Raw genomic sequence first — 16111 nt, 5'->3', positions numbered from 1 at the left:
TTTGAAAATAAGTTTTTCCATAATTCAAACATAATTTGGCCCGAATTTGGGAACATACATATATAATGCTCAATACGAATGTGGAGTGGTTAAAATGAAACACACTATCCGAAATATTTTTCTAATTTATAAAGGTGATATCCATAATATCTTAACAAACTGGGTAGTTGCTGTCATTATTGGTGGGCTCATTTTTTTACCTTCTCTTTATGCGTGGCTCAATATTTATGCCTCTATGGATCCTTATGCGCATACAGCCAACATGAAAATTGCTATTGTCAATGAAGATATAGGAGCGAATGTTAGAGGAGAAGATATTAATGTCGGAAACGAGGTAGTAGACAATTTAAGTACCAATCAAAACTTTACTTGGGAATTTATCTCTCATGATCAAGCCATTGATAATTTAAAAAATGGTAACTATTTTGCGGTTATTGTTGTCCCTAGTGATTTTTCTCAAAAACTGACCTCTATACTATCAAATGTGCCTACTAAAGCGCATATCGATTATTATGTAAATGAAAAAATAAATCCAATCGCACCCAAAATTACAAGTAAAGGTGCTAGTGGCCTGACGCAACAAGTTTCTAGTGAATTTATCTCAACTGTCAGCGGAACACTTTTTTCTATTTTTAATACGATCGGTGTGGAGATGGAAAAGGAAATTCCAGATTTTAAGAAATTCGAAAATTACATTTTTACAATCGAACATAACCTTCCTGATATCGGAACGTTTTTAGCAAAAACTGCTAAAGGCGGAAAAGAAGCTGAGACATTACTGAACCACACGATTACCCAAGTTCCTGAAGTTGAAAAATTAACAAATGATGGTCTAACAACTATCAACTCAGGCTTAAAATTGATTAATGAAGCTGATACATTGTTCAACCAGTTGTCCCCTATCGTAAAAAAAGATCTAGAAGCTGTGCAAAATATTGCTCAACGATTTACAGATATAATAGGGAAAATACAAAATGCTAATGTGGATTCAGCTACCCTTGCACAAATAAAGGATACGATTAAAAATCAACTGGATGCATCCCGTGATAAAGTAAACTCTAGCATCCAAACACTTGAAGCACTTCAAAAATTAACACAAGCTGATGCTTCGACACGTAAACAACTTGAAAACAAAGTGCAAAACATCCTAACGGCGCTACAGCAAAGCAATTCTGAAGATGTTAAGACGTTGCTAGCTAATAATAAAATTATTGAACAACTTGAAGCTATACGCGGGAATTTACAAGCAAACCCTAGTTTAACCGATTATTCCTTAAGCTCTCTAACAGCACTAAATCAGCTAAATACTTTATTAACGGACGCCTCTACTAAAGTACAGCAGTTAAATAATATTGATGTCGAAACGCTAAAAAAAGATCTTGCTGATGTTCAAAATGTTGCGCAAAATGCTTCAAACAATCTTCATCAATTCCTTACTCATTATAACGATAACCTAGAGCCACAAATTCATACGACCTTGGCTTCTGCGAGAAATACGTTAACAAATGCATCAACCATGCTAACAAAAGTAAAAAGTGTACTGCCTCAAGCAACCGATCGTTTAACAAATGCTAAAGATATGTTAGCAACAGCTAATAAGACAATTGGTACAGTACAATCAGATTTTCCTGCTTTAAGTACAAAAATTAAAGATCTTGCAGACAAGCTAAGAAAATTAGAAAGCGAAGCTGATATTTCTGAAATCGTTCAATTATTGAAAAACGATGTTAACGCTGAGAGAGATTTCTTTGAGGAGCCTATTAAGCTTGAGGAACATAGAATGTTTCCAATTGCTAATTATGGAACAGCTATGACACCTTTTTACACTGTGCTTTCCATTTGGGTTGGTTGTTTATTATTAATTTCTCTTTTATCTGTAGATATTCACGACAATAATCAATATAGTATTCGCCAAATATACTTTGGACGTTTATTAACATTTGCAACTTTTTCATTTATACAAACGCTCATTATTACAATAGGGGATGTTGTTCTTTTAGATGGATCAATAAGTGCTCCTTACTACTTTATTCCATTTGGGCTATTTATTAGTTTAGTGTTCATTACAGTTGTCTATACGCTAGTATCCGTATTCGGAAATGTTGGAAAAGCATTAGCCATTGTCATGTTAGTGCTGCAAATTGCAGGTTCCGGTGGCACATATCCTGTAGAATTACTACCAAAGTTTTTCCAAATGATAAATCCATTTCTTCCTTTCACTTATGCAATTGGAATGATGCGAGAGGCAGTTGGTGGGATTATTTGGTCGAAGGTCTGGATTGATCTTGCCTTTTTATCTTTCTTCTGGCTCATTTTCATTCTATTTGGTTTCTTCTTAAAAAAATTACTGAGTGAGAAAATGGAACTTTTAATGAACAAAACACGCGGATTAGATATATTTCATTAATATTCACTTGCGCTTCCTGTAAATGTTTAAGTGAACGATGTTATAATGGAAGTATTGTAAACATGTAGGAGGCGCTTTTGTTGAAAAAACTACTATCTATTTTTACTTTGTCGTTATTAGTGTTAAGTGCTTGTGGTGAAGATAAACAGGTTGTTGAAAAAAATCAGAATGAAGCGCAAAAAGAAGCTTCACACGAAGGACATGTACATGCTTCTGGAGATATTCAGGAGGAAACTGCTTCTGCTGATGTTTTACCTTCGTTTTTAGATAATAAATCAGAAGATATTCGTTTAGTGTATCAAATCGCTGGTCAGTCTACAGAAATTTTAAAGTGGATGCCATGCTATTGCGGATGTGGCGAATCAGCTGGTCACAAAAGCAATTTAAACTGCTTTATTGAGGACAAGCTTGAGGATGGCACAATTGTCTGGGATGATCACGGTACTCGTTGTCTCGTTTGCCTAGAAATTGCTGTACAGTCTGCAAAAATGCATAAAGATGGTATGAGCCTGAAAGAAATTCGTCAAACAATTGATAACACATATAAAGAAGGCTACGCAAAACCAACACCGACTGATATGCCTGCTTAATAATAAAAAAACTCATCGTTATGATGAGTTTTTTTATTATTTAACGAGTTGAAGCACTGTTTTAAAATGTGGATGATCTGCACGTTGTAGTAACTCGTATAAAATCATTTCCACACTTGTTGGTAAAATTCCAAGTGCCTTCATCTTCTCAAGCCCTATCTCTTTATTCGCCTTTGTACGCGAAGAAACTGCATCTGCAACAACTTCAACATCAAACCCTTGTTCTTTTAGCTGTACAGCTGTTTGGTAGACACAAATATGTGTTTCGATACCTGTCACGATAAATTGAGAACGACCACTTGCCTTCAATGCATCTACAAATTCTTGCTCCTGACAAGCACTAAATGCCATTTTAGCAATAGCTTGCCCTTGAAGATGTTGAGCAATATCTAATGCAGTCCCACCTAAACGACTAGGATTTTGTTCGAGCCATAAAATAGGTACCTCCAATGCTTGCATAGCTTGTACCAACTTGGCCACATTTTCAATCACCGCTTCACTTTCATCAACAATTGTCGCTAACTTTCCTTGTACGTCAACAACAACTAAACACGCTTCTTCTATTGTAAACATTAAAACACCCCTTATATCCTTATTCACAATTCATTATACCGAAAGTTACTTGGTTTATGTGGTAGGATAGAAATATTTCGTCCACCTTAAATTTCGTTCAAAGTTTTTCTCGTTTAGAAACGTATAACTTATAATTTTTAATGATAATAGATAGAATTACATAAATAAATAGAACATCTATTGCTAGTGTACCAATATTAAAATGGGTTTGAGTAAATTTTTTTGGAGTAAATAGTGAGAAGAAACTATTTATCTCGTCGTTTCTACCATAAAAAGCAACCCATTCTAACGGTGCACCAAAAGTTGTAGATATATTAATAAAAATCGTTAATATTAATGCAATGAATATACTAAACCAAATTAATCGTTCTTTATTTTTCATAATTTTGCCCTCCTAATTTGATTAGTTTTTATACAAAACATTAGCGATAGAAAAGCAGTCAATATTGGCTGCTTTTTTGTGTTCCTTTCTACCTCTGAATGTATCAGTCTTTACCCTATAAGAACTTAAACTATACCTACAGAAAGCGTCCTTCTGGAGTGGAATGTGCAAGCGAGTACTCATTTGGCAGAAGAAATCCCATTTAAACAAACACGAACATTTTATAATTACACCGTTTTCGCAATGTGTAAATCACGAAATATTAACTCACATATGTACAACCATATTTCGGTTTGTTCGTATTTAAAGCTAAAACGCTATTATGAATTTTAACTCAATTGTGTACATTTTGTTGCGAGCCTGTCGTTATTCTCCTCGAATAGTGAGAATTTTATTTTTTCTCTTGAAAATTGAGTTATAATCCAGTAAAGTGCTTTTAACGGTCAGTATTCCGCTTAATCTATTATCAATAAATGAAAAAGTTAGCTAGATGACTATGAACTGATTGTAAAAGCCCGATAGATTCAACAACCAATTAGTAAGGACTAAAAACCCTATGATCAAGGTTTAACCTTATAAAACAAACAAGGAGTGTACCACTTTGACACAACGTGCATACAATTTTAACGCAGGCCCATCTGCCCTACCACTAGAAGTATTAGAAAAAGCTCAACAACAATTAGTAAACTTCCGTGACTCAGGCATGTCTATAATGGAAATGAGCCACCGCAGTGCCATTTTCGACGAAGTACATAATGAAGCAATTGCTTTATTGAAAAAGCTTTATGCTATCCCAGAAAACTATGAAGTTCTTTTCCTACAAGGTGGGGCTAGTCTTCAATTCACTATGATTCCAATGAACTTCTTACAGGCAGATCAAAAAGCTAGCTATGTATTATCAGGGTCATGGTCTGAAAAAGCATTCAAAGAGGCTAAATTATTTGGTACGCCTGTAGAAGCTGCTAGTACAAAAGAAAATAAATACCGCAATATCCCAGCTTTAGCAGATATCCAATTCAATGAAGAAGATGCTTATTTGCATATCACTTCAAACAATACGATTTACGGTACGCAATGGAAGGAATTCCCTGAAACAGGAAATGTACCGCTTGTTGCGGATATGTCTAGTGATATCCTTTCTAAGCCAGTGGATGTAAGTAAATTTGGTCTTATTTATGCAGGTGCTCAAAAAAATCTTGGTCCATCTGGTGTAACAGTAGTCATTATTCGTAAAGATTTGCTAGAGAAAGCGAATAAAAATATTCCTACAATATTAAAATATTCAACACACGCTGACAGCAACTCTTTATACAATACACCACCAACTTTTGGTATCTATATGTTAGGTGAAGTATTAAAATGGGTAGAATCAAAAGGCGGCGTTGCTGAAATTGCCAAGCATAACGAGCTAAAAGCAAAAGTAATTTATGATGCTATTGACAATAGCAACGGATTTTATACAGGTCATGCAACACCTGAAAGCCGTTCTTTAATGAACATCACTTTCCGTGTTGCTGATGAAGAGCTTGAAAAACAATTCCTTGCAGAAGCAAAAGCAGCAGGATTTGTTGGACTTAATGGACACCGTTCTGTAGGAGGCTGCCGTGCTTCTACTTATAACGCTGTACCGTTAGAAGCTTGTGAAGCATTACGTGACTTTATGGTAGAATTCCAACAAAAACATCAATAATAATCAATTTCGCCTTGGCGTAATTGTAGCTGACGATTTGCTTTCGCTACAGATAAACAATGCGTTCGGAGGCTTTAGGCCAACAGATGTTTTTTGCGCGAAAGCGTAGCGGCAGCGGCAGATGTTTTTTGCGCGAAAGCGTAGCGTCAGCAACGTGTTTTTGTCTGTGCGAAAGCGAAGCGACAGCAACACAACACAACACAACACGAAGATGGTCACTCAGTCGTTGCCACAGGACGTGGCGTTCTTAGACTGAGTTCCTCTATTTCAGTAAGTGTTTGGATACCCACTGAAAAGGGACCACACATTCGCATTCATCTTCACCTTCAGAGGTGGGACCCTTTTACTGAATGAAGATAAAAAAAGACGAATGATTTACTAACGTAATCATTCGTCTTTTTTAATATTTGCGGAAAGAAAACAAATACTCATGAAGCAGCCAATACCTTCTATTCAGAATGAAAAAAAATCTTTTTAAATGCCTAGCGGACATATTACCAATCTCTTTTCACTCGAAAATCATAGATTATTAGAGTAATGCGCAATAATAGTCGGGAAGGCCATTATACAATAAAATTGAAGCTGCTCGTTTAACAGCATAATTACTATAAAAGGGGTAGCTCCAAGTTAAACCTCACTTGGAACTACCCCCTTTCTTCAAATATTGTCATTTCAGATCTTACAAAGTTTCATGTTTACACTCTGGACATTTACCATAGATCTCAAATTTATGATTTTCAATTTCATAGTCTGGCAGCTTTTCTCCAAGCATTTCCATAGGGCAGAGATTTAACTCCTTAACATTACCACAATCCATACAAATAAAATGATGGTGATGATGTTCAGACTCACAATGCATACGGAAATTTCGTTCTCCAGATAACTCAGTTTCCTCCAGTATTCCTAGCTTCACAAACGTTGCAAGGTTGCGATAAATCGTATCGAAACTCATACCCGGAAAATCTTTCTTCAAAACATCTAATAAATCTCGAGCAGTTAAATATTTATCTGTTGCTGCAAACATATCTAATATTAACTCCCGCTTATCTGTTTTTTTAAAGCCGTTTTCTTTTAAAATTTCCCACGCTCTTGAAACATTCACTGCGCTACCTCCTCCCGATTTGCAGCCATTTTAAATACTATTTTCTTCACTAGTATTACAAGTAACAAAATTAAGATAGAAGTAACGACAATTGTACCACCGGGTGCTAAATCTAAATAAAATGCACTGACTAAACCGATTAACACAGCCGTTTCGCCAAAGACAATTGCATAGATGATTGTTTGCTTAAAGCCCTTTGCAAGTCGCATTGCAGCTGCAACTGGTAACGTCATAAGTGATGATACAAGTAAAATACCGACGATGCGCATACTTGCAGCAATAACAAGCGCTGTAACGATCATAAATAAGAGATGGATCCAACGTGCAGGCAGACCGCTAGCTTTTGCATATTCCTCGTCGAAAGATAAAACAAAAAGTTCTTTAAAAAATATAAACAAAAAGATAATGACAACGGCAGCAATTCCTACCACTACCCATAAATCCTGACGTGATACAGCTGACACTGAACCAAATAAATAGCTCATTAAATCCGTGCTAAAGCCACTCGCAAGCGAGATAAAAATAGCACTAATACCAATCCCACCAGACATAATAATTGGAATAGCAAGCTCTTCATAGTGCTTATATAAACGTCTAAGACGCTCAATTAAAATCGAACCGCTGACAGAGGCCAGTATGCCTAAGTAAATCGGATTTAGCATTGCTAAGGCTGTAACAGATTGACTGATATATAAGCTTCCCGCTATACCTGCTAGTGTTACATGTGATAAGGCATCTGCAATAAGAGAAAGCCTGCGAACGACAATAAAAACACCTAGTAGCGGTGCCAATATGCCAATTAATAGCCCAGAGAAAAAGGCATTTTGTAAAAATTCATAGTTAAAAATTGCTTCGATCATTATGCCTTCTCCTTCTAGTGAATCTTTCTCACTGAATGGCCATACCAAGCATCAAGCGCATCGTGAGAAATTGTATCAAATTCATTTTTGTAACCGTGGAAATGTATGGTTTGATTTAAGCATGCCACATGACTGATACGGTTCGATACTGTATCAACATCGTGTGTAACAAGAATCATTGTAATTCCTTGTTCCCGATTCAATTTCGCCAGCATATCATAAAATGACTGTACATTCTCATGATCAATGCCGACAGTTGGTTCATCTAAAATTAGTAACTTTGGTTCACTAACTAAGGCTCTTGCAATAAAGACACGTTGTTGTTGCCCACCAGATAACTCACCAATATTACGATTCATAAATGCTTCCATTCCAACCGCTTTTAATGCTTCAAACACTTTATCCTTTGCATCTCGTCCAGGTCTTTTAAATAACCCTAATTTTTTCGATAATCCACTTTTCACTACTTCTTGGACGGTAGCTGGAAATCCTGAATTGAAGGCATTAGATTTTTGTGACACATACCCTATCCATTCACGATGCTTAAAAGTTGAACTTGGTTCACCAAATAGCTTTATTTCTCCAGACATTGGTTTTAGTAACCCTAAAATAATTTTTAACAATGTAGATTTCCCTGAACCATTGGGACCAAGAAGTGCTAAAAAATCTCCCTCTTCTACACGAAAAGAGATATTTTTTAAAACTTGAGTATAGTCATATTGAAATGACACGTTTTCAATGTCAATTAATGATTGTTTCATGTATGTTCTCTTCTTTCTAATTCAAAATCATTACGATTTACAAGTTGTAAGTATAAATGAAAGTACAGTATTTGTAAAGAAAATAAGATTGCTATTCTACTGTTTTCGATTTCAAGTTGTTATAGACATTGATTCTGACACATTAATGTGAAGCTTTTTCATAGCTGCCACGACGTTCACAAGAATGATTTTGTTTCAAGAAACTAAACAACTTTAAAAGGAGGATTAGCTTTGAGTATTCAATTTTTACAGCAATTAACACAAAGTAGTGATAAGGAAATTGTTAAGATTGCACGTGCTGAAGGATTTGAAATTACGAGTTCTGAAGTAAAAAAACTCCGGCCTTATTTGGAGCAATTCTCATTTTCATGGCTCTTTTTAGGTATTCCAAAAGATATTCTTGTAGAGGTTGAAGCTGTTTTAGGTAGAAAGCGTTCCAGACAATTGATTGCATTGTTTACGAAATAATCAATTCCCCTTGGCGTAATTGTAGCTGTCGGTTCGCTTTCGCTACAGAAAGCATTTGCCGCTGTCGCTGCAATTACATTTCAATGAAGAAAAAAGTAGCCCGAAATTCAGTCTATGCTGATTTCGGGCTTTTTAGTTTATCCTCTTAGAGCATCGATTAACTCTGGTTTAAACTCTCCATTACGGAGCATTTCAATTTCATGTTTATAAGGTGCCGATTTTGATTTGGCATCACTATTTAAAGCAACAAATGGTGTTTCTAGGATTTTAGGAATCTCCATTAATTGTGGGTGATGCACAATATTTTTTAAAGCATCAAAGCCAATATGACCGAAGCCAATATTTTCGTGACGGTCTTTTCCTGCACCACGGACATTTTTTGAGTCATTGATATGAAGGACTTTGATACGATCAACACCTATAAGTTTATCAAACTCATTTAAGACGCCATCAAAATCTTCTACAATGTTATAACCAGCGTCATGAGTATGGCATGTATCAAAACATACTGAAAGACGCTCATTATTTGTTACGCCATCGATAATTTTAGCAAGCTCTTCAAAGGAACGACCACATTCAGTTCCCTTCCCCGCCATTGTCTCTAATGCGATTTGTACAGGGTAATCCTGTGACAACACTTCGTTTAAACCTTCAATAATCTTGGCAATACCTGCGTCTGCTCCCGCACCTACATGAGCACCTGGATGCAAAACAATTTGTGTTGCTTCCAACGCCGCTGTACGTTCGATTTCAGACTGTAAAAAATCTACACCTAGACGGAAAGTTTCAGGTTTTTCTGTGTTCGCAATATTGATAATGTATGGAGCATGGACAACAATATTTGTCATGCCATGCTCTTTCATGTGTAGTAAACCATTCATAATATTAAGGTCAGCAATTGCTTTACGACGAGTGTTTTGAGGTGCACCTGTATAAATCATAAAGGTATTTGCCCCATATGAAAGGGCCTCTTTACTTGATCCGAGCAGCATTTCTTTTCCGCTCATTGAAACATGTGATCCAAGTAGCATTTGAATGCCTCCTTATTTTTTACCGCGAGCTTTTAAACGACGTTCACGTTTTTTAACTTTTTCCATTTCCCATTTCATATTACGCTTGTAGCCTGGTTTTACTTTTTTCGGCTTACGTACTAATGACTTTGCTTTTGCATCGATTTCATTTTCATGCTTCACACGATTTTTACGTGCATGGCGTTCTTTTAGTTCAGACCATTCGCCATCTTTTACGTCTTTTTGAACAAATGGAATGCCCATCTTCTCAACACGTACTACTGCATCCTCATCTGATGGCTCAAACAACGTGATAGCAGTTCCTTTATTCCCTGCACGCGCTGTACGTCCCACACGGTGAATAAAGAATTCTAAGTCCTCTGGAATTTCGTAGTTAATGACATGTGAAATTCCTTGAATATCAATACCACGCGCTGCAAGATCTGTTGCAACGATATATTGATAGTCCAATTCTCGAATTTGCTTCATCATCTTCTTACGATCACGTGGACTTAAGTCACCATGTATTTGACCACAGCGAATCCCATTTTCATTTAAGTAGCCAGCAACATGCTCTGCTGTTTTACGTGTGTTGGTGAAAATTACTGCTAAAAATGGATTGATTCCTTCAATAACTTCCAACAAACGTTTGTTACGTGATTTAGAACGCACTGGTACAAGCACAAAGTCAATTCCTTCTGCGACCGGGCGTTTATCGTTCATATGGATATGAACAGGTGCTTCCATATATTTTTTTAAGAAAGGCTGAAGCTTTTCTGGAATTGTTGCTGAGAATACAAACATTTCAAGGTTTTCTGGCATTTGGGAAGCAAAACCATCGATTTCCTCTATAAAGCCCATATCGAAGGCTAAATCTGCCTCGTCAACTACTAAAATTGATGCCGTATGCACAAATAACGCTTGCGCTGAAACGAGATCACGAATACGTCCTGGCGTCCCGACAACAATTTGTGGTTGCGTTTTTAACTTATCAATGGAGCGTTGTTTGTCCGTACCTCCAATAAATAGTTTCGCTTGAATAGTTGTTCCTTCTATTAATTGATTTAACGCATCAAATATTTGTTGTGCAAGCTCACGTGTAGGTGACGTAATAACAGCTTGTACTTCCTGCTTGTCAGCATTAATTCGTTGCACAATCGGAATTAAAAAACTATGTGTTTTTCCCGTTCCTGTATGCGCTTGTCCGATTGCACTCTTTCCTTTTAATAGTAGCGGAATGATTTCCTTTTGAATCGGCGTTGGTTCTGTAAAGCCAAGTCTTGCAATTGCGTCCTGCAAAAATGGCTGAAAATTATAATCAGTATATTTTGACATAATTCGTTCCTCCTAACATCTTTCACATTGTATCATGATTCGAACTCCAGGTATATTAACGTCCTATTATCTCAAGCATGAACATAATTTTATACTTTTATCATGGCTGTAGCGAAGCCCTTATCAAAGTTACTCGAAATACTGTGAATATGCAATAAAAAAAAGCATTCAGACCTTTAGACAAACGCTACTCCTAATTGCATAAAGTTGTTTAGTAATGTAATCATAAGACTTCGACATTCCCATTTTGTGAGGAACGTCGAAATTGACTCGTTTTCTTCTAGGATGAGTTTTCAATATAATTTAGTCGATATTTTCTAAGTATGTAAAAATTAATAATATTTTGATTCAGTTTGCTACTTATTATAATGATGGACTCATGGAGAGTGACGACTCCTTCGAGATGAGCTTGCGCGAAAAACACTACTCGGAGTGAACATCAACCTTTGTTTTTTCGATACACTTTATTTATATTTTGTCGAAAAGAAGAACAAGAATTAGTATTTTTTATGGCAATTCATTGTTAACTAATGCCTTGCAGAATTTCCATATGTTACGATAAAAATGTAAGATACTAGAGGAGGTTGACTTATCATGAAAGCAGCAAGATGGTACAAAGCAAAAGACATCCGTGTAGAAAACATTGAAGAACCAGTAATTTCAACTGGAAAAGTAAAAATTAAAGTACATTGGACAGGAATTTGTGGTAGTGATTTACATGAATACGCAGCTGGCCCAATATTCATTCCAGTAGAACAACCTCACTATGTAAGTAAAGATATTGCACCAATTGTTATGGGACATGAGTTTTCTGGTGAAGTAGTAGAAATTGGCGAAGGTGTTACAACGGTACAAGTTGGAGATCCTGTAGTTGTAGAACCTATTCTTGCATGTGGCGAATGTGCCGCTTGTAAAAAAGGGAAATACAATATTTGTAAGCACTTAGGCTTCCACGGTCTTTCTGGCGGTGGCGGAGGTTTCTCTGAATATACAATGGTAGATGAAAAAATGGTACATAAAATGCCAGAGGGTCTTTCCTACGAACAAGGTGCACTTGTTGAACCAGCGGCAGTAGCATTACATGCAGTTCGTCAAAGTAAACTAAAAGCTGGCGATACGGCGGCTGTCTTTGGTACTGGGCCAATCGGGCTTCTTGTTATCGAGGCATTGCGTGCAGCTGGAGCAGCCGAAATTTATGCGGTAGAGCTTTCGGCAGAGCGTGCTGCTAAAGCATTGGAGCTGGGCGCAACAGCAGTTATTAATCCTAAAGATGAGGATGCAGTAGCTCGACTACATGAATTAACAAATGGTGGCGTAGATGTTGCATTTGAAGTGACTGGTGTTCCTGTAGTATTACAGCAAGCTATTGATTCAACAACATTTGAAGGTGAAACAATTATCGTTTCTATTTGGGAAACTGAAGCTTCTATTCTGCCAAACAATATCGTACTGACAGAGCGTTCTGTAAAAGGGATTATTGCTTATCGCGATATTTTCCCAGCAGTTATGGAATTAATGAAACAAGGCTACTTCCCTGCTGAGAAACTTGTAACGAAACGAATTGCTCTTAATGAAGTCGTAACAGAAGGCTTCGAGGCACTAATGAAAGAGCGAAACCATATTAAAATTCTTGTAAATTCACAAGCTTAATTTATTTATATAGAGACAGGTAGAGAAAATAGCTTCTCTACCTGTTTTTCAATTTGTTGTTCTCCTTCTATTTCTCATCATCATCATAACGTAGGGTTGATTTCCGTTCCGACTGGGCGCTTTGTTGCTGACGCTTCGCTTTCGCACAGAGCAAAGCTTCCTGGGGGCGTCCGATGAGCCGCTTCACTCGCGCTGCTCGCTCCAGGGTCTCATCTGTGACGCTAATCCCCAAGGAGTCGCCCAGTCTCCACTCCAATCAACTTATATACAAGGTAAATCTATTAATAAATGTCACCCCACCTTTAGGTAATGAACCTATTTCCTCTCCATTTTCTTCATAATATCCAGATTAGCCATTAGGAAGTTCACCTTGTTTTCTCCAAAAATCCCTAATGTACGTTTTTCTGTATTTGCTTCTATAATTTTTTCAATCTCATCCTTCGAAAGCCTACTTGCTTGAGCAATTCGTTCGACTTGTATTTCTGCAGCCTTCACACTAATATGTGGATCCAAACCTGAGCCTGAAGCGGTCATTAAATCAGCGGGTATGTCTTGTCGTTTTACGGATGGGTTTGCTAGTAAAAACTTCTCGATATCTGCTTCTATCCGTTTCTTTAATTCCGGGTTGGATGGTGCATAGTTAAACGTTCCAGAGCTAACACCACTATAGTTCACCTGGCCATTTTCGTCTGGGATCGTATCCTCTTTCGTATAGACATTATAGTTAACAGAGGAGACACGCCCCCAGAAATAGTGTGGTGCAGTGAAAGCTTGACCGATTAATTCTGAACCAACAGCTTCACCATCCGCTTCTATTAAACTGCCATTTGCTTTATGATGAAATAACCCTTGAGCTAATGCAGTCACTGCAAATGGGTATATAAAACCACATAAAACGAACATTGTTAATGTCATTAAAAATGCTTGCTTTGAGTTCTCAAAAAATTTCCGCATGTACCTTCCTCCTATAAACCAAACGTATGGAATAGTGGCCCAACTAGTAAATCAATCAACTTAATGCCGATAAAGGGAGCGATAATTCCGCCAACACCATAAACAAGTAAGTTTTTATTTAATAATTTTGCAGCACTCATCGGCTCATACTTTACACCCTTCATTGCAATAGGTATTAATAGTGGTATAATCACTGCGTTAAAAATTAAAGCAGAAATAATCGCACTAGATGGCGAATTGAGATGCATAATGTTTAATGTCCCCATTTCTGGTACAGCGACCATTAGCATAGCTGGAATAATGGCAAAATACTTTGCGATATCATTTGCAATACTGAAAGTCGTTAACGCACCTCTCGTCATGAGCAACTGCTTCCCTATCTCTACAACTTCAATAATTTTAGTAGGATTTAAATCTAAATCGACCATGTTCGCAGCTTCCTTTGCAGCGTTCGTTCCCGAATTCATGGCAAGACCTACGTTAGCTTGTGCTAATGCTGGGGCATCATTTGTTCCGTCCCCTGTCATAGCTACTACTTTCCCTTGAGCCTGCTCATCTTTAATAACTTGAATTTTGTCTTCTGGCTTACTTTCTGCTATAAAGCTGTCCACACCTGCTTCCTTTGCGATAGCTGCTGCGGTTAATGGATTATCTCCTGTACACATGATCGTTTTAATACCCATTGCTCGAAGCTGATCAAAGCGTTCCTTGAGTCCTGCCTTTACGACATCCTTTAAGTAAATGACACCTAAAATTTTATCGTTTAACGCTACTACAAGTGGTGTCCCGCCAACAGAAGATACTTGTTGAATCAGCTGTTCCAAATTTGTAGGAATACTATGACCTGCTTTTAAGCTCTCTTTTTTTATCGTATCATAGGCTCCTTTTCGAATTTTTGTGCCATCCTTCATATCCAAACCACTCATACGAGTCTGTGCGGTAAAGGGAATATGTTCACTTGACTTGATAACGTATTCTTCATCGTCAGTATTCACTCCTAATTCACAAGCAAGTGACAAAATAGACTTTCCTTCAGGTGTATCATCTGTTAAAGAACTAAGCCATGCAGCTTGCATTAAATCTTTACTTTCCACCCCTTTTACCGGAAGAAATTCTGCTGCCATGCGATTTCCATAAGTAATCGTTCCAGTTTTATCTAAAATTAATGTATCTACATCTCCACACGCCTCTACGGCTCTTCCAGACATCGCAATAACATTAAACTGAGTAACTCTATCCATTCCTGCAATACCGATTGCCGATAATAATCCACCAATGGTTGTAGGAATTAAACAAACTGTAAGTGCAATTAACGTTGCGATAGAAATCGGTACATTTAAATACGTTGTCATTGGATAGAGCGTCACAACAACTAATAAGAAAATAATCGTTAAGCTTACTAAAAGTGTGTTGAGTGCTATCTCATTTGGCGTTTTTTTACGACTGGCTCCTTCAATGAGCGTGATCATTTTATCTAAAAATGATTCGCCAGGCATCGAGGTAATTTCAATCATCAGCCAGTCACTCGTAACCGTTGTACCACCTGTAACTGATGAAAAGTCTCCACCCCGCTCCTTTACAACAGGGGCAGATTCACCTGTTATCGCCGATTCATCCACAGTAGCAATTCCTTCGATGACTTCTCCATCATTTGGAATAACCTCTCCTGCCTGAACTAAAACAATATCACCTTTCTTTAATTCATGTGCTTGTTTAAGTATTTCAGAGCCATCACTAAGTAAGACACGAGCCTGTGTCACTGTTTTAGTATTTTTTAACGTTTGAACCTGTGCTTTCCCTCGTCCTTCAGCAATCGACTCAGCAAAGTTTGCAAATAGAATGGTTACAAAAAGAATGACAGCGACGATCGCATTATATAATCGATCATGTACTCCTACTTCACTACCAAACATATTCGGAAAGAGGGTTAATAGCAGGACAAACACAAATCCTACTTCTACTACAAACATAACAGGATTTTTCAACATATATACTGGACTAAATTTCTTTAAAGCATCTATAATCGAGCTTTTTAGCATATCGCCCGTCATCAAACCTTTTCTTGCTGTTTCCATAGGTGTCGCTCCTTATTAAAAATCAATTTCGCCTTGGCGTAATTGCCGCTGACGCTTCGCTTTCGCGCAGAAAACATTTGTAGCTGCCGCTTCGCTTTCGCTACAGTAAACATTTGCCGCTGACGCTTCGCTTTCGCGCAGAAAACATTTGTAGCTGYCGCTTYGCTTTCGCTACAGWAAACATTTGTAGCTGCCGCTTTGCTTTCGCTACAGATAAACAATGCGTCCGGATTTTGAATTGTGCCCAGGCCTGC

The 16111-nt window shown here is 37.4% G+C and carries 17 protein-coding genes; 6 read left to right on the top strand and 11 right to left on the bottom strand.

All coding sequences use genetic code 11. The annotated features are described in order from the left end of the window. The first annotated feature begins 94 nt into the window (after positions 1-94). Both AC1DCY_RS03855 and AC1DCY_RS03850 read left to right on the top strand, forming a co-directional pair. Complete coding sequence (locus AC1DCY_RS03855; RefSeq protein ID WP_477347596.1) at positions 95-2407, top strand: YhgE/Pip domain-containing protein; 2313 nt, start codon at positions 95-97, stop codon at positions 2405-2407. 80 nt (positions 2408-2487) lie between these two features. Beyond that, entirely contained in the window at positions 2488-2997 is a 510-nt protein-coding gene (locus AC1DCY_RS03850; protein WP_477347595.1) for a PCYCGC motif-containing (lipo)protein, read from the top strand. Positions 2998-3033: 36 nt separating this feature from the next. Here AC1DCY_RS03850 and AC1DCY_RS03845 read toward each other — a convergent pair whose 3' ends face one another. Then, complete coding sequence (locus AC1DCY_RS03845) at positions 3034-3570, bottom strand: hydrolase (protein ID WP_477347593.1); 537 nt, start codon at positions 3568-3570, stop codon at positions 3034-3036. A 97-nt stretch (positions 3571-3667) separates the two neighbouring features. Continuing rightward, positions 3668-3952 carry a hypothetical protein gene (locus AC1DCY_RS03840; protein ID WP_477347591.1) on the bottom strand — a complete coding sequence of 95 codons (285 nt, stop codon included), beginning with the start codon at positions 3950-3952 and terminating at the stop codon, positions 3668-3670. A 601-nt stretch (positions 3953-4553) separates the two neighbouring features. Between AC1DCY_RS03840 and serC the strand changes: the two genes are divergently transcribed. Further along, a complete protein-coding gene (serC, locus tag AC1DCY_RS03835; RefSeq protein ID WP_477347589.1) occupies positions 4554-5642 on the top strand; it encodes a 3-phosphoserine/phosphohydroxythreonine transaminase in 1089 nt (362 codons plus the stop codon). An 86-nt stretch (positions 5643-5728) separates the two neighbouring features. Beyond that, positions 5729-5893, top strand: coding sequence for a hypothetical protein (locus tag AC1DCY_RS03830; protein WP_477347587.1), 165 nt, complete (start codon positions 5729-5731; stop codon positions 5891-5893). A gap of 428 nt (positions 5894-6321) precedes the next feature. Here AC1DCY_RS03830 and AC1DCY_RS03825 read toward each other — a convergent pair whose 3' ends face one another. The 3 genes from AC1DCY_RS03825 to AC1DCY_RS03815 are packed head-to-tail and all read right to left on the bottom strand — an operon-like array spanning position 6322 to position 8365. Further along, entirely contained in the window at positions 6322-6744 is a 423-nt protein-coding gene (locus tag AC1DCY_RS03825) for a Fur family transcriptional regulator (protein WP_477347585.1), read from the bottom strand. Further along, positions 6741-7604 carry a metal ABC transporter permease gene (locus AC1DCY_RS03820; RefSeq protein ID WP_477347583.1) on the bottom strand — a complete coding sequence of 288 codons (864 nt, stop codon included), beginning with the start codon at positions 7602-7604 and terminating at the stop codon, positions 6741-6743. Before AC1DCY_RS03820 ends, AC1DCY_RS03825 begins: the two co-directional genes overlap by 4 nt. Before the next feature lie 14 nt (positions 7605-7618). Further along, positions 7619-8365 (bottom strand): metal ABC transporter ATP-binding protein, encoded by a 747-nt coding sequence (locus tag AC1DCY_RS03815; protein ID WP_477347581.1) that lies wholly within the window; start codon positions 8363-8365, stop codon positions 7619-7621. A gap of 231 nt (positions 8366-8596) precedes the next feature. Here AC1DCY_RS03815 and AC1DCY_RS03810 point away from each other — a divergent pair, with 231 nt between their 5' ends. Continuing rightward, positions 8597-8833 (top strand): Nif11 family protein, encoded by a 237-nt coding sequence (locus tag AC1DCY_RS03810; protein ID WP_477347579.1) that lies wholly within the window; start codon positions 8597-8599, stop codon positions 8831-8833. 137 nt (positions 8834-8970) lie between these two features. Here the strand turns inward: AC1DCY_RS03810 and AC1DCY_RS03805 are convergent, their stop codons facing one another. Then, a complete protein-coding gene (locus tag AC1DCY_RS03805; protein ID WP_477347577.1) occupies positions 8971-9864 on the bottom strand; it encodes a deoxyribonuclease IV in 894 nt (297 codons plus the stop codon). A 12-nt stretch (positions 9865-9876) separates the two neighbouring features. Beyond that, a complete protein-coding gene (locus AC1DCY_RS03800) occupies positions 9877-11178 on the bottom strand; it encodes a DEAD/DEAH box helicase (RefSeq protein WP_477347575.1) in 1302 nt (433 codons plus the stop codon). 594 nt (positions 11179-11772) lie between these two features. Here AC1DCY_RS03800 and AC1DCY_RS03795 point away from each other — a divergent pair. Then, positions 11773-12828: a 2,3-butanediol dehydrogenase gene (locus tag AC1DCY_RS03795; protein WP_477347573.1), complete on the top strand. Its 1056-nt coding sequence runs from the start codon at positions 11773-11775 to the stop codon at positions 12826-12828. Between the two features lie 67 nt (positions 12829-12895). On the opposite strand, the gene AC1DCY_RS03790 is transcribed toward AC1DCY_RS03795, so the two are convergent. The 4 genes from AC1DCY_RS03790 to AC1DCY_RS03775 all read right to left on the bottom strand — a co-directional run bounded on the left by AC1DCY_RS03790 (position 12896) and on the right by AC1DCY_RS03775 (position 16078). Then, entirely contained in the window at positions 12896-13060 is a 165-nt protein-coding gene (locus AC1DCY_RS03790) for a hypothetical protein (protein WP_477347571.1), read from the bottom strand. An 83-nt stretch (positions 13061-13143) separates the two neighbouring features. After that, on the bottom strand, positions 13144-13782 hold the full coding sequence (gene kdpC / locus AC1DCY_RS03785; protein WP_477347569.1) for a K(+)-transporting ATPase subunit C: 639 nt from the start codon (positions 13780-13782) through the stop codon (positions 13144-13146). Between the two features lie 11 nt (positions 13783-13793). After that, positions 13794-15857 (bottom strand): potassium-transporting ATPase subunit KdpB, encoded by a 2064-nt coding sequence (kdpB, locus tag AC1DCY_RS03780; protein WP_477347567.1) that lies wholly within the window; start codon positions 15855-15857, stop codon positions 13794-13796. Then, positions 15833-16078, bottom strand: coding sequence for a hypothetical protein (locus AC1DCY_RS03775; RefSeq protein ID WP_477347565.1), 246 nt, complete (start codon positions 16076-16078; stop codon positions 15833-15835). Before AC1DCY_RS03775 ends, kdpB begins: the two co-directional genes overlap by 25 nt. Positions 16079-16111 lie beyond the last annotated feature (33 nt).

The organism is Lysinibacillus sp. 10T31, from assembly GCF_056394365.1.
The sequence above is the reverse complement of the archived record's forward strand: the minus strand, read 5'-3'. Positions and strand labels throughout refer to the sequence as shown.